Source organism: Nostoc sp. 2RC, from assembly GCF_014222165.1.
Classification (GTDB): domain Bacteria; phylum Cyanobacteriota; class Cyanobacteriia; order Cyanobacteriales; family Nostocaceae; genus Nostoc; species Nostoc linckia.
The window spans coordinates 1-15220 of the sequence record NZ_JACKZU010000193.1 but is presented as its reverse complement, the minus strand read 5'-3'; the positions used below and the strand labels follow the sequence as shown (position 1 = coordinate 15220).

13 protein-coding genes and 1 CRISPR repeat array are annotated in these 15220 nt (G+C 40.5%); of the genes, 8 read left to right on the top strand and 5 right to left on the bottom strand.

Annotated elements, in window-relative coordinates; translation table 11 throughout:
• Nucleotides 1-186: 186 nt before the first annotated feature.
• Nucleotides 187-741, bottom strand: coding sequence for a Dps family protein (locus GNE10_RS20595; RefSeq protein WP_099069777.1), 555 nt, complete (start codon nt 739-741; stop codon nt 187-189).
• 560 nt (nt 742-1301) lie between these two features.
• Here GNE10_RS20595 and GNE10_RS20590 point away from each other — a divergent pair.
• Entirely contained in the window at nt 1302-1559 is a 258-nt protein-coding gene (locus tag GNE10_RS20590) for an Asr1405/Asl0597 family protein (RefSeq protein ID WP_099069776.1), read from the top strand.
• A 76-nt stretch (nt 1560-1635) separates the two neighbouring features.
• The gene (locus GNE10_RS20585; protein WP_185566760.1) at nt 1636-2295 is read left to right on the top strand and encodes a (2Fe-2S) ferredoxin domain-containing protein; all 660 of its coding nucleotides are present in this window, start codon (nt 1636-1638) and stop codon (nt 2293-2295) included.
• A gap of 256 nt (nt 2296-2551) precedes the next feature.
• On the opposite strand, the gene GNE10_RS20580 is transcribed toward GNE10_RS20585, so the two are convergent.
• Entirely contained in the window at nt 2552-3886 is a 1335-nt protein-coding gene (locus GNE10_RS20580) for a TrkH family potassium uptake protein (RefSeq protein ID WP_185566759.1), read from the bottom strand.
• Nucleotides 3887-4334: 448 nt separating this feature from the next.
• Between GNE10_RS20580 and GNE10_RS20575 the strand changes: the two genes are divergently transcribed.
• Complete coding sequence (locus GNE10_RS20575) at nt 4335-5177, top strand: methyltransferase domain-containing protein (RefSeq protein WP_185566758.1); 843 nt, start codon at nt 4335-4337, stop codon at nt 5175-5177.
• Nucleotides 5178-5448: 271 nt separating this feature from the next.
• On the opposite strand, the gene GNE10_RS20565 is transcribed toward GNE10_RS20575, so the two are convergent.
• The gene (locus GNE10_RS20565; protein WP_099069772.1) at nt 5449-5841 is read right to left on the bottom strand and encodes a hypothetical protein; all 393 of its coding nucleotides are present in this window, start codon (nt 5839-5841) and stop codon (nt 5449-5451) included.
• A gap of 322 nt (nt 5842-6163) precedes the next feature.
• A CRISPR array of direct repeats spans nt 6164-6563; the repeat unit is 37 nt; unit sequence GTTTCAATCCCTAATAGGGATTTTAGTTAATTGCAAT.
• A gap of 303 nt (nt 6564-6866) precedes the next feature.
• Nucleotides 6867-7958, bottom strand: a complete 1092-nt coding sequence (gene ald, locus GNE10_RS20560) for an alanine dehydrogenase (RefSeq protein ID WP_185566757.1) — start codon at nt 7956-7958, stop codon at nt 6867-6869.
• 612 nt (nt 7959-8570) lie between these two features.
• Here ald and GNE10_RS20555 point away from each other — a divergent pair.
• The 3 genes from GNE10_RS20555 to GNE10_RS20545 all read left to right on the top strand — a co-directional run bounded on the left by GNE10_RS20555 (nt 8571) and on the right by GNE10_RS20545 (nt 10726).
• Nucleotides 8571-8741, top strand: a complete 171-nt coding sequence (locus GNE10_RS20555; protein ID WP_099069770.1) for a chlorophyll a/b-binding protein — start codon at nt 8571-8573, stop codon at nt 8739-8741.
• A gap of 344 nt (nt 8742-9085) precedes the next feature.
• Complete coding sequence (locus tag GNE10_RS20550) at nt 9086-9379, top strand: hypothetical protein (RefSeq protein ID WP_099069769.1); 294 nt, start codon at nt 9086-9088, stop codon at nt 9377-9379.
• Between the two features lie 273 nt (nt 9380-9652).
• On the top strand, nt 9653-10726 hold the full coding sequence (locus GNE10_RS20545; protein ID WP_185566756.1) for a WD40 repeat domain-containing protein: 1074 nt from the start codon (nt 9653-9655) through the stop codon (nt 10724-10726).
• A 429-nt stretch (nt 10727-11155) separates the two neighbouring features.
• On the opposite strand, the gene rsmH is transcribed toward GNE10_RS20545, so the two are convergent.
• Nucleotides 11156-12046: a 16S rRNA (cytosine(1402)-N(4))-methyltransferase RsmH gene (rsmH, locus tag GNE10_RS20540; RefSeq protein WP_185566755.1), complete on the bottom strand. Its 891-nt coding sequence runs from the start codon at nt 12044-12046 to the stop codon at nt 11156-11158.
• A 285-nt stretch (nt 12047-12331) separates the two neighbouring features.
• On the opposite strand from rsmH, the gene GNE10_RS20535 reads away from it, so the two are divergent.
• Both GNE10_RS20535 and GNE10_RS20530 read left to right on the top strand, forming a co-directional pair.
• Nucleotides 12332-13516, top strand: coding sequence for an NAD(P)H-quinone oxidoreductase subunit H (locus GNE10_RS20535; RefSeq protein WP_099069767.1), 1185 nt, complete (start codon nt 12332-12334; stop codon nt 13514-13516).
• 340 nt (nt 13517-13856) lie between these two features.
• Entirely contained in the window at nt 13857-14420 is a 564-nt protein-coding gene (locus tag GNE10_RS20530; protein ID WP_185566754.1) for a Uma2 family endonuclease, read from the top strand.
• Nucleotides 14421-15220: the final 800 nt, after the last annotated feature.

Below are 15220 nucleotides of genomic sequence, written 5' to 3'. Positions count from 1 at the left end.
ATATATGTTGAATAACTAATTGCTAAATATTTTCAAGGTTAAATTATGATGTAAATATATTGACTTAGATTAAAAATGGCAGAGAAATAGGAATCCTACTCTCTGCCACCTTTTATAATCTTTTAAGAGTTAATACCGCTGATTTTTTCTTGCGCTGTAGGTAGAAAAATCTAGATTATGAGAGTTTTAGCTTTGAGCAGCTTGGACAAAGCCCAAGGTTAAGCTGTCTTTAGCGAGGAAGTGGGACAAATGATAAGCACGTTCCTCAGTTTTTAACAAAATCTTTTCGTAGAGATAGCGTGTAGCCCGATCCCCTAAACTCTCTGCCTGAGCAGCTTGGCGACGAATCACACCAATGATTGCTTGTTCAGCAGCTAGGTCATTTTCTACCATTTGGCGGGCAGAATATACGCCGTCTGGTTCTTGTTCAAAACAGGTTAATTCTGCTAATTTACTGAAGGTTGCAACTGGCACACCACCCAGTCCATCCAAGCGCTCTCCAATTTCGTGGATGTGGTCTTGCACTTCATTGTAGCTTTCGTTAAAAAACTCATGCAGAGAGTAAAATTCTGCACCTTCCACTACAAAATGATGCTTTTGGTACTGCAAGTAAAGTGCTTGAAAACTAGCTAATACAACGTTAAATCCTTCTGTAACTGGGGCAGTTACACTGCGATCTAGCAGTACAGGATTGTCATATACATGACCAAAATTTCGTAACAAAGTTTGCGTTTCAGACATTGTTCTCCTCGCTCTTTAACAGTTACAGTTTTTAACTGCTTAGTCTTTATATACTAACATTTTCACAATAATGGCAAGGCCTATTTGCTATGACGAAATTTTTAATTATTAGCTAGAAAAATTATCATTTTATTTATTTGTTGAATGTAAGAGATTGGGGCATAGGGCATAGGGCATTGGGCACTTGTACTGAGCGTAGTCGTTGGCGCAGCCTCTCGCAGAGAAGTATGGGGCATGAGGAGGGAGAGAAGAGGACAAGGGGACAAGGAAAATAATCCTTCACTCCTCATCCCTAACTCCTAACTCCCAACTCCTAACTCCCAACTCCTAACTCCTAACTCCCAACTCCTAACTCCTAACTCCTAACTCCCAACTCCTAACTCCCAATGCCCAATGCCCCATGCCCCATCCCCAGCAATTATTTTTTTTCAAAGTTAATGAGAATTGTTTGCACTTAAGGTATGCTGGTTTTAAGAGGTTAAACTCCCATGACTTTCCAAAAGTAAGAAGTTATATCGCGGTATTTACTGCAAGTTTGTTGCACTTTGAGGGCAATTCTCTTGAAATCGTCTAGTTCAGAAGTCGAAAAAAAACACGTTGTAGAAGTTAATTGGGCAGACCGTTGGCAAGTCTATCAACGGCTACAGGAGTTGGACATTCCGTGTAGTTGTGTGACTAATCAGCCATTACAAGTTGAAATTAGTTCTCCCACTGCGGCTATTCAACTTTGGAGTGTGATGCGGCGATTTGCAGTTTCTCGTCAAGACCAAATCTCGACTCTTGAATGCTGCTGGAAAAGTCGTTATCAAAAGCCTTAATCTAAGTGGCCAATTTTTACCTGGTGCTGAAAAAATCGCTGTAGCTAGCTTGTATGAGTTAAAAGGAGGTTAAAAAATGGGTGCATGTCAGAGTCTAGAAGTATCGGAATTTTGCCTTGAGGGCAGGTTTACTGATTTTGTTATGAAAGATGGTTATAAGCTAAAGGGCTTATTGCTGAGTACTCATGAGGGTGAATGTTATGTGAAACTGGCTAAACATTTACGGGCTGCTTTTGATTTGCGGCTACCACGAGGTACTTGGCTACAAGTTTTTGGTTACAAAAAATACGATATAAAAAAAGACAAAGTTACACTGAAAGCCGAACGAGTGATGGCGGCGCGTTCTGAAATGGCGAGAGTTCAAGCTGTTGCTGCACCACAAGAACCCCCATCAATTGATAGTGGGAAGGTAAGACCCGCAAAGACGAAAGCAACAATTTTGGTGTGTCAAAAGTCTGATTGCATGAAACGCGGTGGTAGAGGAGTTTGTCAGGCTTTAGAAGCTGCTTTAAGCGATCGCGGTTTAGAAGACCAAGTTACAATCAAGGGCACTGGTTGTATGAAAAACTGCAAAGGCGGGCCAAATGTAGTTATGCCCGATAAAACCCGCTACAGCCAAATTCAAGCATCACAAGTCCCAGCACTGATGAATAAGCATTTTGCTGACAAAGGTTTAGAACCGCAACCACCAGAAAGTTTTAAAGAAGTACCAATAATTAACCCCAAGTTTTGCTGAGGTCGATAGTAAGACCTTAACTACTTAATGAGAAAATCTAATAGTAAGTTTTTAGTGTGTTCCCTGGATACTCGGCAGTAGTCTTTGAAAAATTTTTGCAAGAGTTAGGGGTTAGGGGTTAGGAGTGAGGAGTTTGGAGTTAGGAGTGAGGAGTTATGAGTTTGGAGTTAGGAGTTATGAGTTTGGAGTTAGGAGTTATTCTCCCTTGTCTCCCCATCTCCCCATCTCTCCATCTCCCTCGTCTCCCTTGTCTCCCTCATCCCACCAGTAAGTTTTCTTCCGGATAATGAATTCTAGTAGGCCGCGGATCTCCTAGTATGGCGGACATTAGTAGCAAAACGCCTACTCGTCCAACGTACATGGTGATAATTAAGATTAGTTTGGCTGCTATGGATACGGTTCCTGTGATACCTGTGGAAAGTCCTACGGTGGCGAAGGCTGATACTACTTCAAACAAAATTTGAATAAAATCCAAAGTTGGATCTGTGAGACTGATTAAAGTAGTCGCTAAAATCAGTGTGGTTACTGAACCCACTAATACACCCACGGCTTTCAAAATTAAAGATATTGCTATCTTGCGTTCGTATAATAAAACTTCTTCTTTGCCCTGTAGAATTGCTTTGGTGCAACTAGTTAAGACTCTCAGGGTTGTTGTTTTCATACCCCCTCCCGTACCACCTGGACTCGCACCAATAAACATGAGGGCAATTGTAATAAATAAACTAGCTGTGGTCATTTTGCTAATGTCAATGGTGTTAAAGCCAGCAGTTCTCGGTGTAACTGATTGAAACCAAGCTACTAATATTTGGTCGTAGAAATTTAACGAACCAAATGTTGCAGGATTTCTTACTTCTATACAGAAAAACGCAATAGTTCCGAGAATTAACAAGATAATTGTTGTGCTGGTGGCAACTTTAAAGTCTAGGGAAAATATTTGGCAACTAGTTTTTCTTAAAATGCGATCGCGCAACCAAAGATACATTTCTAATATTACTTGATAGCCTATGCCACCAAAAATAATCAACGTTGTGATGGTGAAGACTACTAAGAAAGATGACTGATAGCCAATCAAGTTATCTTTAAATAAACTAAATCCGGCATTATTCCAAGCATTGATACTATGAAAAATTGCTAACCACAGTCCATTTTTCCAACCGTATTCAGGAACAAAAGCCAGCAAAAGTAAAAAGACACCAGTAATTTCAAAAATCAATGTTGTGGCAATAATTGAGCGGATAACTTGGCTACTACCACTCATTCCCGGTCGGTCTAAAGCCTGTTGAATTGCGATTTTTTGCCGCATATCAAACTTACGCCCTATGAGCAAAATCAAAAATGTGGTAGTTGTCATATAACCCAATCCGCCAACCTGAGCTAATAGGGCAATAAACAACTGACCCCAAAAGGAAAAATAAGTACCAGGGTCAACTACTGATAAACCTGTAACGCAAACTGCGGATGTAGAGGTGAATAATGCCACAATAAAGTTATTCCACGTACCACTGCTAGTGGAAAAAGGCATCATCAGTAAGATAGTCCCTATAGCAATGACAGCCAAAAATCCCAAACAAATTGTCCGAGCAACAGTCATAATAAATTAAAATTTCAAATTTCACGCATTAATAAAGCTAAATTAATATCGATTGGTACATGCTTGAGTTTTTAGCATTATTTGTAATTATCAAAAAGAATTCAGAAGTCAGGAGTCAGAATTCAGTCGGGTATTTTGTGCGACTGGCGTCTGAATAATCAGCGTTTTTGCACCCCCACAAAATCGTAGATTTGGTGGTCTACAATCAGTATTGGGTCTTCGAGCGTCTTGATTCTGAATTCTGAATTCTGAATTCTGTATTCTTCTTCAATGGTATAAATTCAGATCAGAACAGTTGATTGAGGTAAAGTTGAGAAATGTTTCCCATGAGGATATATCATGGCTTACTTTCTCTGGAACAAAAATACCCTTATTTAATTAAAAACATACATGGTAGCCTAACGAATATGTTTTTTTAAACTATGCTTTATCTTGAGACTACTTTTTTATGAGTGCAACACTATACCAGCAAATTCAACAATTCTACGATGCCTCCTCTGGTCTTTGGGAACAGATTTGGGGAGAACACATGCACCACGGCTACTATGGGGCTGATGGTGGCGAGAAAAAAAACCGTCGTCAAGCACAAATTGACTTAATTGAAGAATTACTTAGTTGGGCAAAGGTTGAGGCGGCTGAAAATATTTTGGATGTAGGTTGTGGCATTGGGGGTAGTTCTTTATACTTAGCAGAAAAGTTTCATGCTGAAGCTACAGGGATTACATTAAGCCCCGTACAAGCCGCCAGAGCAAAAGAACGCGCCCTAGAGGCAAATTTGGGTCAAAGAACAAAATTCCAGGTGTCCAATGCCCAAGCAATGCCTTTTGATGATAATTCTTTTGACTTGGTTTGGTCGTTGGAAAGTGGCGAACACATGCCAGATAAAACCAAGTTTATGCAAGAGTGTTATCGGGTGTTGAAGCCTGGTGGTACGTTTATTATGGTGACTTGGTGTCATCGACCAACTGCTGAGTCACCACTAACGCCAGATGAGGAAAAGCACTTACAGGATATTTATCGAGTTTATTGTTTGCCTTATGTAATTTCTTTACCGGAGTATGAAGCGATCGCCCGTGAATTACCATTAAACAATATCCGCACTGCTGATTGGTCGCAGGCTGTAGCGCCATTTTGGGATGTAGTCATTGATTCCGCTTTCACTCCCCAAGCCCTTTGGGGTTTACTCAATGCTGGTTGGACTACCATTCAAGGGGCGCTTTCACTAGGGTTAATGCGTCGCGGTTATCAGCGCGGGTTAATTCGCTTCGGCTTGCTGTGCGGTAGTAAATAAATCAGCTAATGCGCGCTAAAAAAAACCACTGGTGGTTGACTGTTAACCGTTAACCGCCAACACATTTCACTGGTGGGTTTGGTAAACATTGAGATAAAGCTTTTTTGCTTTGTTCTAAAGCAGCCAGCATAAATATCTCATGCATTTTTGTGTATCAATTATTTAAGATATAGCGTTTCCTAGTGTGCTGAGGTAGAAATCTCCGCGTCCCTAGAGAGTTTCAAAATATTATCGATACCTCAGTTAACTGGGAATCGCAGACTTTTTATAATTAAAATTGAGTCACTGTTAGTTTAATGCCAGAATCCAGTTTAGGAACCTTGAAATACTCAACTGGTTCATAATTCTGATTTCTTCGGGCGTTTGTTAGCTGCGGACATTCCTTGAAGAATGACTCCGGGTTATTGAGGATTTCCAGGGGGTTGATTTTTGCACATTCTTGGTCTTGGACTCCTGAAATAGATTGAGAAGTTGGTCTGAGATTAAAAGTCTGTCCGCTAAAATTTCTCCACTTAGTATTAATGCTGGCGGGTTGAGTCAATAAAGCTTCAGCCTGATTGCCATCGCTTGTTGCATTTGGGACATTCTGTTCGTTACCATAGGCACTCTGGGGAAGAGCAAGTGCGCTCATTACAACAATTAAGGGAATAGAAAAGGATTTCATTGTTAAATTTCTCAAGTTTGTCAGTTTAATAATTACAATTGCTCAGATACGGATACCGAAAAACAGGAGTCTAGTTTTAATACTTCTTAAAGCATATCCAAAGAGGAAAGCGATCGCCATACACTGAATGGGTGAAATATTGTACTGAGTCTGAGGGCGATAAGGCAACAATGACCTCAAATGCCAGTACTCCAGCGATACAATCGTAATGGCGATCGCTATTCAATATGACTCTTGTTCTCAAATGCTTGCTACGTCTTCCTCTGCATCGAGAACCGGCGTAACTTCAAGGCTTTTATTTCGTACAAGCTCAAAAATCAGAGTTTTAATCCCTAATAGGGATTTTAGTTAATTGCAATGAAGCTTCAAAGATATTGAGGATTTGAAGGCGAGTTTCAATCCCTAATAGGGATTTTAGTTAATTGCAATATCTGCTAAATTTCATGAAGTTTATTGCTTGAATTGTTTCAATCCCTAATAGGGATTTTAGTTAATTGCAATATTCTTCGCATACCCTTCTACCGAAGATGGCAAAGGTGTTTCAATCCCTAATAGGGATTTTAGTTAATTGCAATACCGCACATACATTAATGGGGTTTTACAAAGGTTGTTTCAATCCCTAATAGGGATTTTAGTTAATTGCAATCCAACTAATTCTTTGACTGGCGTGTATGTTTTTCAATCTGTTTCAATCCCTAATAGGGATTTTAGTTAATTGCAATCGCCGACACTAAAAAGGCTTGCTGTATTTGGTTTTCAAGGTGCAGTTGCGCGGATGTACAGAATGATAACACAGGAAACGGTAGTCAAACAATTCAAAATCGCTGAAACTCAGTCTCCGTAAGGTGCGCGGATGGTTTAAAAGTTCTATAGTCCTCAAAACCTTGTACATATTGGGATGCAGGCATTTTTTGCTAGCTTTGATTTTCTACAGCTACCCATCCGCGCATTTGGTAACAAAATTAGTCTAATTGATGAAGATTACCACCATTAGCATAGGCGATCGCCCAACACTTGCACAGCTTCTAACTCACCAAATCAGGAAAAACCTCTTGCACAGCAGGATGCACTAATTTATGATTCTGCACATTCACACCTTTAGCTAAGGCTGGGTTTACTTCTAATGCTTTAATTCCCAAGTTCGCTAACTGCACAACATAAGGTAATGTACTGTTATTGAGTGCCTGAGTTGCTGTCCAAGGTACGGCTCCTGGCATATTGGGAACGCCATAATGCACCACACCCTCTTCAATATATACAGGATTTGTGTGAGATGTGACATGTAAGGTTTCCACACAACCACCTTGATCTACAGCAACATCAACTATTACTGACCCAGGATGCATTTGTTTGACCAATTCGCGGGATACTAAAGTTGGTGCCCTACGTCCCAAAACTAAAACTGCACCGATGAGCAAGTCGGCTTCTTTAACTGTGGCTTCAATATGAGCTGAGTTGCTGTAAAGAAATTCCACTCTAGAGCCAAATAACGTTTCTAAATAAGATAACCGCTCGACGTTCACATCTAAAATTTGGACGCTAGCACCCATACCCACAGCAATTTTAGCTGCTTCTGTGCCCACAACACCGCCACCGAGAATTACCACTTTACCCGGTTTGACTCCAGGTACACCACCCAAAAGCACACCTCTACCGCCTTGCTGACGTTCTAGAAATCTGGCTCCAAATTGGACTGCAAGCCGACCAGCAATTACGCTCATGGGACTCAGCAGAGGTAATTTGTTAGCACCTGGTTGTTCAACAGTTTCGTAGGCAATGGCGCAAGTGCCACAATCAATTAGATGTTCTGTTAATTTGCGATCTGCTGCTAAGTGTAAATAAGTAAATAATATTTGTCCTTTTTGCAAAAAATTATACTCTGATTTTAACGGCTCTTTGACTTTTACCACCAATTCCCGATTCCAAGCCGCTTCTGCTGTGGGGACAATTTCTGCTCCCGCACTGACGTAGTCCTCATCTGTAAATCCAGCACCATCACCTGCTTGAGTCTGGACAAAGATACTATGACCATTTTCTCGCAACACCCGCACACTCGAAGGACTTAAACCCACCCGAAATTCTAAATCTTTAGTTTCCTTCGGAACACCAATTTCCATATACCGCCTCTGATAATTTTTTTTGTTTAACTGTAGCCTGCCAATCTCAAGCTTGCTACCGATCCATAGACCATAGCTGTATTAGAAATAGCTATTCTTTCTCTGGAGTCTGTAAATTTAATCTAAATAGCTGCAAATTCTCACTCTTGACTATTGCCTCAGTATTAATACAATATATAAAGAATAGTAACGATTTATTAAAAAAGTGGCTGCAAGCTGCTCTTTAGGAAGCCTTGGCTAAACTTATCGAGTCATCTTGCATCCCAGAACTGTCAAAATCAGCTAGGGAACTCCAAAAAATCAATTATTCCGGTTAAAGCGTTAAACGCCACTTGCTTTCAGCCGGGGAACCCATCCAACCCACTGGCTTCTGTTGACAGTTCACAGTTCACCGTCAACGGTCAACAACAGCAACGGAATATTCTTTTACTTGGAAGTCCCCCAAAGGTGGAAGTTTTCTAAACAAGAACAGGGTCTAGGGTAAAGGATCTTGTTCACACTTTGACCTTTGACACTCAACAGCCAACACCAAAAGATGTGCAATTTAAATGCACGACACCTAAGACAAAGTCCGATATTAAGTCCCGTTTGCCGAAAAGAGGTTTCTAAAAAATGACACAATCACAACCGACAATTACACCTAAACTAGACGAGCCGAAGTTTGGCTTTAACGAATATGCAGAGCGGTTGAATGGTCGAGCTGCAATGATTGGCTTTGCCTTAATGTTGGTGATTGAATACGTCACTAATCAAGGGGTGTTATCATGGCTTGGTCTAAAATAGTGCCACCAAGAAACACGCAACAAACACACGTACAAATTGTAAGCTAGTATTTAGAGGAGTTTTAACCAGCTGGTATAACCAGTTGGTTTTGACTTTCAGGGCTGATATTTGTAAGTTGTTATCCTAGAATGTAACCAAGAGAGGAATCTAAATATCTATTACTGACTAAAATATCCGAAAAGTTGCAATTAGCACATGTAACAACATTAAAGAGTAGACTTCCTCCCCTACTCAAGAAAGTCATAAATATTAGTTTATGCCTTCCATGAAAAAGGCAAAATATGGGTGAGGTATTCTTGGTCAAGAATATACACAAAAGGTGAACTGGAACCAATCAACCTGTGATGAATGCTGTATTACCTCGTTTTTTGAAGTCAACCTACCGCAAAGAACCACTAATCACTATATTGATTACGATGGGACTGGTAGATGCCCTGATTGGCGGATTGGATGATAGCTGGTCGTTGTTTGCTTTTGGTTTGGGAACCGCAGGGATAGCGCTAGGCTTAAAGTTGTGGCGTATCCAACAGCGTCGTCCTTTACCAGAGGAGCCTATAGTACAACATTACTTGCCCTCTCGTTCCTCTAGTCCACCTTTACCAATGCTAAGTGTTTCTAAGAAAAAACCACCTCTTTAGGGAGTGTTGAGTTAAAAGTTAGGAGTTAGGAGGTAGGAGTTAGGAGTTGGGAGTTGGGAGTTATACCAATTCACCAAAATATTGATACACATACAATAACCTGTAGGGGCGAAGGGCTGTACCCTGCGGGAAAACAGAGCCTACGCCCTTACCCTTGTATTTGTATCATTTATAAAGTGAAATGGTATTAGGAGTTATGAGTTGTGGTTCATAACTCTTAGATGTTTGTATGTATATGTTTTTTTATACCTAATCAAAAAGTGAGGCAAAGTAGTGAGGAGTGAGGGAAGAGGAGGGGGTAATTTCCGGCGTAGGTATATTATTCTGGCATCAATAATAGCTGTTGCCCTTCCAGTCATTACTTGGGAAGGGTTTTATAGTCATCAAGCTAATGCTGTCATTGAATTTGCACCAAACTCCGAAACTACAAATAGGTTTGCCAATTTTCAATTACTTTATACCCTCAAAGGACATACCGGAACTGTTAAATCCCTAGCATTCACTCCAGATAGTAGAATTCTTATCAGTGGTGGTGCGGAAAATGAAGGTATAATTCGTCTGTGGAATCCAGCAAACGGCAAAAAATTCGGGGATATTAACAAAGCACACAAAACCGCTGTAGAGTCTTTAATAATTTCGCCAGATGGTCGAACCTTGGTTAGTTGTAGTACTGACAACACCATTAACCTCTGGAATGTGAAAAATTTTAAATTTAAATTTAGCCGCTCTTTTGTAGGACATACCAGTAACGTATTATCTTTAGCGGTATCCCCTGATAGTAAAGTTTTAATTAGCGGTGCTTTAGATGGAATTCGCTTGTGGGATTTATTGCAGCAACGCCCATTGGGTAGTTTAGCACGCTTCAACAATTTGATTTATGCGGTGGCTATTAGTCCTGATGGGCAAACCTTGGCTAGTGGTGACGATAAAGGTGTGATTAAGTTGTGGAGCTTGAGTAGTGGTAAATTAATCCGTGAATCAGTGGCTCATACTAATTCCGTAACCGCAGTTGCTTTTACACAGGACGGAAAAACATTGATTAGTGCTAGCCGCGATCGCACCGTTAAAGTGTGGAATGTCAATAGTGGAGAATTATTCCGCACCCTCACAGGACATAATAACTGGGTAAATGCGATCGCCATTAACCCAGACGGACAAACCCTAGCTAGTGCTGGTAAAGATGGTATTAGGTTGTGGAATATCACTTCAGGTGAGTTAATTAATACATTCAGCGCACATACAGACTGGGTAAGTGCGATCGCTTTTAGTCCAAATGGGCAAATTCTAGCCAGTGGTGGATTCGATCGACAAATCAAAATTTGGGGAATTCCAGTCCAACGTAAGTAATAGCAAATTACACAGAATGCGTGTCATAACTGTGGTAAAGATAACTTATTTCTTAACTTGAGATAACTCCTTACTTCGGATACCAATTTAAAGAATTCAGCACCCAAGAGTCACAATTTAGAAGTATCTAATAGAACAGGAAATTTGTTTATCAAATATTTATTCTCGTTCTTTAACCCTTTTGAATCCTGGATTCTGACTACTGAATTCTTACAAATTGCAAACTTCGTTACAGCAACTTCATTTATTAGCAAAGTAATCTGTAATTACCCTCCGATTGCTTAACCAAACCGTCCTAATTAATATAGTGGCGGTTTTTTTAATTGATTAAGATTAATTTGGTTATTGCTGATTTCATCTATGAAAACGATTGTGTATATATCAAAATCTTTGTAGAGACGTTGCATTACAACTTCTCTACATATCGATTCACTCTTGCTTTCTTTCTGCTATCCTCAACTTGGCCGATCGCGATCGCGGATTTTGACTAATTTCCTCTTCAGATGCAATAATTGGCTTTTTTGTCAAGACTTTTAATAAAGGTGAATTTCTCAAACCATGTTTTACCAAACGGTCTTCTAGGCTGTGAAAACTGATAATTGCAATTCTGCCACCGGGGACAAGGGCGTTTGGTGCTTTATCCAAAAAAGTTTCTAAGGATTTTAGCTCATCATTGACCACAATTCGCAGAGCTTGAAAAACACGAGTAGCGGGGTGAATTCTACCATAACGGTATTTGGGGGGAACACAACCGGCGATGGCTTGGGCCAACTCAACAGTGGTGTGAAACGGACGGCGTTCGATGATGCGTCTGGCAATACGGCGCGATAATCTCTCTTCACCGTACTCAAAGAAAACTTGAGCTAATTCGGCTTCATCCCAATTATTAATCACATCAGCAGCAGTTAGCGATCGCCCGCGATCCATTCGCATATCCAAACTCGCATCCTGGCGAAAGCTAAAACCCCTCTCTGCCTGGTCTAAATGGTAAGAACTCACCCCCAAATCCGCGAGGATACCATCGAAACTATTAGGGGAAAACTCGTAGGTAGCAAAATTGCGATGAATAAATTGTACGCCATGACTAAATTCAGCTAAATTCTTTCGCGCCGCAGCTAAAGCATCTTCATCTTGGTCAATTGCCGTTACCCGCACATCCGCAGCAGCTTCTAAAATTAGCCGACTGTGACCGCCACCACCCACCGTAACATCTAAATAATGCCCGCCGGGACGCACCGCCAGATTTTCAATTATCTCCCGACCCAACACTGGCACATGAAAAAATTCCTGCGCCTCAAGTTCTTGATATCCAGCTTCCATATAATAGTTGAAGAAGTGCAACAAAATGAAACATCAAGTAAAACCTCTCCTCTGTCACCCCCTCTCAAACATACCCCTGTATGGGCAATACATTTAAAAGTATTGCCTCTAATAGTCTGTCAAATTGAAAGTTGAGGCTGATGTCAGGACATGGGAAAATTTTGATTCTCCGCGTCCCCGCGTCTCTTCATCCCCCCGTCAATCTCTGACAGACAAAATAATTGTGTCTAGTTGGCATCTTAGCGGTTCGATTCAAAATTGTCACAACGGGAGAACACTAAATCTATGACCAGAATAGAAACCCGCACTGAACCGATGGTGCTAAATATGGGGCCACACCACCCCTCAATGCACGGAGTTCTGCGGCTAATTGTCACCTTGGATGGTGAGGATGTCGTTGACTGCGAACCAGTTATTGGCTACCTCCACCGAGGAATGGAAAAAATTGCTGAGAACCGCACTAACGTCATGTACGTCCCCTATGTTAGTCGCTGGGACTACGCTGCGGGAATGTTCAACGAAGCCGTCACCGTCAACGCACCGGAAAAACTAGCAGGTGTCGCTGTTCCCAAACGCGCTAGTTACATCCGCGTAATTATGCTGGAGTTGAACCGCATCGCCAACCACTTGCTGTGGTTCGGCCCCTTCCTCGCTGACGTTGGCGCTCAAACTCCCTTCTTTTACCAATTCCGGGAACGGGAGATGATTTATGATTTGTGGGAAGCCGCCACAGGTTACCGGATGGTAAATAATAATTACTTCCGCGTCGGTGGTGTGGCGGTTGATTTACCTTATGGCTGGGTAGATAAGTGCGCGGAATTCTGCGATTATTTAATACCCAAAATTGATGAATACGAACGCTTGGTAACCGATAACCCCATCTTCCGCCGGCGTGTTGAAGGTATCGGGACTATCACCCGTGAAGAAGCAATTAACTGGGGACTTTCTGGCCCGATGTTACGCGCATCTGGCGTGAAATGGGATTTGCGGAAAGTAGACCATTACGAATGCTACGACGATTTCGACTGGGATGTACAATGGGAAACTGCTGGTGATTGCTTTGCCCGTTACGTGGTGCGGATGCGGGAAATGCGGGAATCTGTGAAGATTATTCGCCAAGCAATCAAAGGACTTCCTGGCGGCCCTTACGAAAATCTCGAAGCCAAGCGCCTAGCCGCAGGTAAAAAATCTGAGTGGGACGCTTTTGATTATCAGTACATCGGTAAAAAAGTTTCCCCCACCTTCAAAATTCCCAAAGGTGAAATCTACGCCCGTGTAGAAAGCGGTAAAGGTGAACTCGGAATTTATCTCGTAGGCGATGATAACGTCTTCCCTGCACGCTGGAAGATTCGCCCTGCTGATTTCAACAACCTGCAAATTCTCCCACATTTACTGCGTGGAATGAAGGTTGCTGATATTGTGGTAATTCTCGGCAGTATTGACGTGATTATGGGTTCTGTGGATAGGTAGAAAATCTCCATCCAAGTATTTTTTAGAGCAGTTGTATTACAGTGCAACTGCTCTATTTTTTTTGATATTCGTCAAACGTTCTTTAGGATTATTTTCTAATTTGTAATTCAAACAAGATATGCAATGAATCGGCGATTTTACAATAATTAGTTCTTTGTAGAGACGGTGATTGTTCGCGTCTTTGTTATTCAGGATAAAGAGTAAGATAACTTACGGCGTTAAGCCCACACCCACATAATTAATACACCACAATTATATAACAGTCGGTGCGTTACGCTGTGCAGTAACACACCCTACAAAGCTTTAAAGATATAATTAAATTATTTTAGGAGTAATTTTTATGGTTACATTATCATCTAATCTTTCTTTAACAGAGTTTCTACAATTACCAGAAACTAAACCAGCTAGTGAATATATCGATCAAAAAATCTACCAAAAACCAATGCCCCAAGGAAAACATAGTATAATCCAAACTCGTTTATCCACAGAGATTAATCAGGTAAGTAAATCTGAGCAAAAAGTTTTAGCATTAAATGAATTACGCTGCACATTTGGAGGACGTTCTTTAGTTCCAGATATTGCTGTATTTGAGTGGTCACGGCTTCTTGTTGATGAATATGGGGAAATTGCCAACAAATTTGAAATTTATCCAGATTGGATAATTGAAATTTTATCACCTGACCAATTTCCTAACCGTGTAATTGATAAAATTATTTTTTGTATTAATCATGGTACAAAATTAGGTTGGTTTATTGACTCTAATGATAGATCTGTGATGATATTTCAACCTAATCAATTACCGGAAGTCAAATATAATAATGATAAATTGACTGTTCTTAATGTATTAGCAGATTGGCAAATTACGCCAGCAGATATATTTAGTTGGTTCAAGATTAAATACTAAGTCAATATCCAAATATTCAGGTGTATTACAGACATTAGTCCTCATGCACATAAAATCTAAAGTGTGCGTTATTGAAGTGAGGAAGCATTCAGGCATTTTGCTTGCTAAATTTACTCAAATGAGCAAGCAAACTGGGGTTTGAGAAAGTAAAAGCTGATTTGACTTGCGGAAAATACCAAAATGAGAAAGCAAACTGGGGTTTGAGAAAGCAAAAGCTGATTTTGCTTGCGGAAAACACCAAAATGAGTAAGTCAAATGGCATTTTGAGAAAGCAAAAGCTTCTTTTGAGAAAGCATTTCAGTATTTTGAGTAAGCAAACGGGCATTTTTATAAAGCAATTAGAGATTTTGATAAAGTAATCAGCAAATATACCTGAAAATTAAAAATTGCGGCTGTATCCTCACTACCTTTCCCATTGTGAGTGCAACCATTAAAGAAGCAGCATTGTCAGCTTACCGTAACTTTATCCCAATGTTTAGAAACCATGCTCTGCATAAAAACAAGTAGGACTTAGGCAACTGGCATATTATTTTTAGTTCGTAGTGTACCTCTGCTCTTAAGCAAGCTACGCGTAGCGTCTCGTAGAGAGGACTTTAGTCCTTAAAATGAGGGCTGAAGCCCTCACTACAAACTAAATATCTTAATTTTTTGTGACACTTGCGTAAGTCCTAACTAGGAATACTAACAGCATCACAAATATCTGTAACTATGAATACAAATTGACTTTTTATATTGCAGTCTTAGGTATACTTATTGGCTCAATTTTTATAAAAAAACACTAAACATATTATTTGTAATTT

What these genes read in the sequence shown, in the direction of transcription:
- GNE10_RS20595 (WP_099069777.1), bottom strand. Translation starts at nt 741, where the DNA reads ATGTCTGAAACGCAAACTTTGTTACGAAATTTTGGTCATGTATATGAC.
- GNE10_RS20585 (WP_185566760.1), top strand. Translation starts at nt 1,636, where the DNA reads ATGGGTGCATGTCAGAGTCTAGAAGTATCGGAATTTTGCCTTGAGGGC.
- GNE10_RS20580 (WP_185566759.1), bottom strand. Translation starts at nt 3,886, where the DNA reads ATGACTGTTGCTCGGACAATTTGTTTGGGATTTTTGGCTGTCATTGCT.
- GNE10_RS20575 (WP_185566758.1), top strand. Translation starts at nt 4,335, where the DNA reads ATGAGTGCAACACTATACCAGCAAATTCAACAATTCTACGATGCCTCC.
- GNE10_RS20565 (WP_099069772.1), bottom strand. Translation starts at nt 5,841, where the DNA reads ATGAAATCCTTTTCTATTCCCTTAATTGTTGTAATGAGCGCACTTGCT.
- ald (WP_185566757.1), bottom strand. Translation starts at nt 7,958, where the DNA reads ATGGAAATTGGTGTTCCGAAGGAAACTAAAGATTTAGAATTTCGGGTG.
- GNE10_RS20555 (WP_099069770.1), top strand. Translation starts at nt 8,571, where the DNA reads ATGACACAATCACAACCGACAATTACACCTAAACTAGACGAGCCGAAG.
- GNE10_RS20550 (WP_099069769.1), top strand. Translation starts at nt 9,086, where the DNA reads ATGAATGCTGTATTACCTCGTTTTTTGAAGTCAACCTACCGCAAAGAA.
- rsmH (WP_185566755.1), bottom strand. Translation starts at nt 12,046, where the DNA reads ATGGAAGCTGGATATCAAGAACTTGAGGCGCAGGAATTTTTTCATGTG.
- GNE10_RS20535 (WP_099069767.1), top strand. Translation starts at nt 12,332, where the DNA reads ATGACCAGAATAGAAACCCGCACTGAACCGATGGTGCTAAATATGGGG.
- GNE10_RS20530 (WP_185566754.1), top strand. Translation starts at nt 13,857, where the DNA reads ATGGTTACATTATCATCTAATCTTTCTTTAACAGAGTTTCTACAATTA.